A 3,851-nucleotide genomic window follows, 5' to 3' on the forward strand; every position below is an offset into this window, starting at 1 on the left:
ATAAGTTCTGATAAGATATGTTGACTGAAAAAATAAGGTCTAATACCTCTCCTTAAAAGGGGATGAAAAAAGCAAACTTCAGTATTTTAAGCCTTCCTATTGCAGGAGGTACTGTTAACGAAGTTCCTCCGCAGGAGGCTAACTGATAACTGATAACTGATAATAACTGAAATGACACCTCAACTGAGACGAGAAATTGGCGTATTTGGCGCTACCCTTATGGGTTTAGGTTCAATTGTCGGTACTGGAGTATTTGTCAGTATTGGTATTGCTGCTGGTATTGCGGGTCCGTCGGTAATTATTGCTGTAGGGATAGGTGCTGTTGTTGCTACCTGCAATGCTTTTAATAGCGCCCAGTTAGCAGCAAACCATCCTGTGAGTGGTGGTACTTACGAATATGGTTACAAATATCTGAATCATTGGTTAGGTTTCATCGCTGGATGGATGTTTCTGTTGGCGAAAAGTGCTTCTGCTGCTACTGCTGCTTTGGGTTTTGCTGGTTATTTGCTTAATGCTTTTGGCGTGAATAATCAAACTTGGTTGGTATTGACTGCTGTAACTGCTGTGGTTGTATTAACTATTGTTGTGTTAAGTGGAATTCGTCGTTCTAATGTCACTAATATTATTATTGTTTCAATTACTTTATTTTCTCTAGCTGTATTTATTTTGGCAGGAGTACCTAGAGTTGTTTTGGCTGGAGGGGAAATTTTAACGCCTTTTTTTTCTGGGGATAAACCTATAGCATCTTTACTACAATCTGCTGCTTTAATGTTTGTTGCCTACACTGGTTATGGTCGTATTGCCACTTTGGGTGAGGAAGTTAAGGAACCACGACGTACTATTCCCAGGGCGATCGCCGTAACGATGATTGTTACCTGTATTTTATATATATCGAGCGCTCTAATTACTGTAGTAGTTGGTCAAGAAGTAATTCAAAAATTATCTCAAGCAGATGTAAGTTTAGCTGCACCTCTAGAAGTTATTGCCAAATCTGGTTTAGGTGTTCCTGTTATTCCTAAGTTAATTGCTGTTGGTGCTATTACGGCAATGTTGGGAGTCCTGCTAAATCTGATTTTGGGTTTGTCGCGGGTTTTGTTGGCAATGGGACGTCGGCGAGATGTACCTAAAGTTTTTGCTAGGTTGAATAGTGGGGAAACTACACCTTATATAGCAGTGGTAGTAGTAGGAGTAGCGATCGCTTTTTTAGTTTTAATTGGGGATGTGAAAACTACTTGGTCTTTTAGTGCTTTTAATGTTTTGATTTATTATGCTATTACTAATTTTGCTGCTCTCCAACTTTCCCCAGAAGAAAGACTTTATCCTCAATGGTTGGGTTGGGTAGGTTTAGCTTCTTGTTTATTTTTAGCTTTTTGGGTAGAACAGCAAATTTGGTTAGTTGGTTTAGGGTTAATTATTATTGGTTTAATTTGGCATAGTTTGATTCATAGATTAATTACTGATTAGATTTTTCGGCGTTGCATATTTGCGGGATGAATTATACAGCAGTTTCCATAGAAGTGTTATAGAAACCTGGTTTATGGTAGGTAGATATTAGTATAGTAGAGCATTTCATATAAACCCTGTTTCTATGCTTTATTTATACTGACACTACCTGATTTAATATTAGAAGTTATCCAGGGTATGACTACTACGAATTTGACACTCCCCGCTCTAAAGAGACAGGGATTCTTGACTCAACGACTCACCATCACCTAGCAGGATGTCTCCAACATTCGCCAGAGAGCGTGTCTCCCCAAGCGTAGGTTTCGGTGTGCCCCACCGTACATAGTGCTTTTTGCAGGATGTTTCTTGCAGCATTAACATCTCTATCTGCTTCATAGCCACAGTGAGGACAAACATGGGTTCTCACAGATAGAGACTTTTTCACAACTTCTCCACAGTTAGAGCAATTTTGGCTTGTATAGTTAGGTGGTACTGCTACTGTTACTTTTCCATACTTTGCACCAAAATACTCTAACCAACCACGGAAAGTTGACCAAGCAACATCACTAATTGATTGTAGGGGCGATTCGCATAGATGCCCCTACGAGCCTTCGATTTCTTGCCATGCCTTTAACATTCAAGTTTTCATAGGCTATCAAATCGTTAGATTGAATCACGCAATACGCTATTCTCTTTGCATATTCTTTACGTTGCCTGTACGGACGTTGCATGCAACGTCCCTCTCTCAGATGCTTCCGTGCATATCTATTTCTAGCTTTGTGGTAATTATTTGACTGCGGTTTTACACCTTTCTTGTACTTTTTAGATTTCTGCCTATGAGCTAGTTTGAACTGCTTCTCAGACTTCCTGTAAAACTGAGGGTTTTCTATAGTCTTGCCATTACTATCAGCCAAGAAATATTTAATTCCCACATCTAAACCTACGGCTTTTCCTCTTGGCTGAGTCTCAATTTTTACGTTTACTTGAATAGCAAATTGAGTGTAATAGCCATCGGCACCCCTAACTAATCTTACTCGTTTTATTTGGTCTAACTGATAGTAATTCAAATCATAAGTACCTTTTAACTTCAAAGTACCTATATTTTTATTGTCTGAAAAAGTAATTGCTTTTCTCTTTTCTGATAACTTCCAACCAGAAGTTTTATACTCTACAGAACGGCAATGCTTTTTAAACTTAGGATAACCCTTTTTACTCTTGATTTTCTTCTTGCAGTTGTTGTAAAATCTAGATATTGCAGAGTAGGGGCGATTCGCTCTTCGCCCCTACTTTCCGCAGCCGATTGTCGTAGGGGAGTCGTCGGATTGGCGACGTACATTGAATTGAGTTCGTTAGCAAATTTAAAGTCCTTAGCTAATACTTTGCAATACTTATTTAAGTCGTGCTTACTCACACCTTTGTTGTCCATCCAATGTCTTAAGCATTTATTTTGGATAAATTGAGATGTTTTAATAGCTTCGTCTATAGCTTTATATTGCTCAGGTTTAGCTTTGACTTTGAACTCGTAAATTATCATTTTGGCTCGACTTACCTTTTGATATTTATACTATACACTATACATAATAACATAATTAACTCACGAAAATGTCTTGAGAAAATCAGATTTTTCTACAGGCGACTGAAGTCGCCCGGATCGCTTTTCATCCATGCGCTGAAGCGACATGGTTTTCAAGAAGAGCGAATTCGCCCGATAAGTTGAGTTAAGTTTAATACCTACTGATACTGAAATATAGTTTTAGTACCACTCTGAAGAATATTCTAAGAGTGGCACAGATTTACTGGTTTATAAGTCCTAAGACTACTGGATAATACCAAAATAGTAGCCTGCCACAACAAAGTTGATAGCAAGTAGTATTAAAGCCCAAGTTGCACGAAAAGAATATTTCATCTAAATTTATTCTCCATATTTTTATTGGGATCAAGATAATATTATCATGCAATTGATTCAATTCCACATAAATTTGAAGAGTGCAGGGGAGTAGTGGTCTGTCAAGATTGATTTGAGGGAGCAGCCAAAAATAAATTATCCCAATTTTTGGACTCTATCCTTAATTTGGTATTGCTGGTGGTATTGCTGGTCTATCGGTAATTATCGCTGTAGTGATAGAAAAACTTTATCCTCAATAGTTATACCATTTTTCTTTAACAATACACTTAATAATTGTGCCTCAGACTTTATTAGACTGACTATTCTCATCTTTATATTAAGTGCAACTTCATAGACTCACATCTTGCACCTGACAAGACAAAGTTCCAAACCGTGTTCATAAAACCAGGGATTTAGTAACTTTAATTTTTTGATAAGGGAAAGGAGTAAAATCTGAGGTAAGAGTAAAACCAAGGCAATTTCTGCTGAATCATACCAATCTAAATCATCAAAATAACCATTA

Annotated in this window: 5 protein-coding genes; 1 reads left to right on the plus strand and 4 read right to left on the minus strand. The window is 37.6% G+C overall.

From position 1 onward, the window contains the following. The first annotated feature begins 171 nt into the window (after positions 1–171). Positions 172–1,464 (plus strand): APC family permease, encoded by a 1,293-nt coding sequence (locus tag F6K22_RS34940; RefSeq protein ID WP_293109042.1) that lies wholly within the window; start codon positions 172–174, stop codon positions 1,462–1,464. A 244-nt stretch (positions 1,465–1,708) separates the two neighbouring features. Here F6K22_RS34940 and F6K22_RS42680 read toward each other — a convergent pair whose 3' ends face one another. The 4 genes from F6K22_RS42680 to psaX form a co-directional block, all read right to left on the minus strand. Beyond that, positions 1,709–2,014, minus strand: a complete 306-nt coding sequence (locus tag F6K22_RS42680; RefSeq protein WP_363275094.1) for an RNA-guided endonuclease InsQ/TnpB family protein — start codon at positions 2,012–2,014, stop codon at positions 1,709–1,711. After that, the gene (locus F6K22_RS42685; protein WP_363275096.1) at positions 2,010–2,696 is read right to left on the minus strand and encodes an RNA-guided endonuclease InsQ/TnpB family protein; all 687 of its coding nucleotides are present in this window, start codon (positions 2,694–2,696) and stop codon (positions 2,010–2,012) included. Before F6K22_RS42685 ends, F6K22_RS42680 begins: the two co-directional genes overlap by 5 nt. Continuing rightward, positions 2,612–2,977, minus strand: coding sequence for a hypothetical protein (locus F6K22_RS42690; RefSeq protein WP_363275092.1), 366 nt, complete (start codon positions 2,975–2,977; stop codon positions 2,612–2,614). The genes F6K22_RS42685 and F6K22_RS42690 overlap by 85 nt, the downstream gene beginning before the upstream one ends. Before the next feature lie 282 nt (positions 2,978–3,259). Beyond that, the gene (psaX, locus tag F6K22_RS34950) at positions 3,260–3,349 is read right to left on the minus strand and encodes a photosystem I protein PsaX (RefSeq protein WP_293109045.1); all 90 of its coding nucleotides are present in this window, start codon (positions 3,347–3,349) and stop codon (positions 3,260–3,262) included. Between the last annotated feature and the right edge of the window lie 502 nt (positions 3,350–3,851).

Source organism: Okeania sp. SIO2F4 (assembly GCF_010672385.1).
Lineage (GTDB): Bacteria > Cyanobacteriota > Cyanobacteriia > Cyanobacteriales > Microcoleaceae > Trichodesmium.

Excerpts from the sequence above, each read along its gene's own strand:
- F6K22_RS34940 (WP_293109042.1), top strand. The coding sequence starts at position 172 with ATGACACCTCAACTGAGACGAGAAATTGGCGTATTTGGCGCTACCCTT.
- F6K22_RS42690 (WP_363275092.1), bottom strand. The coding sequence starts at position 2,977 with ATGATAATTTACGAGTTCAAAGTCAAAGCTAAACCTGAGCAATATAAA.
- psaX (WP_293109045.1), bottom strand. The coding sequence starts at position 3,349 with ATGAAATATTCTTTTCGTGCAACTTGGGCTTTAATACTACTTGCTATC.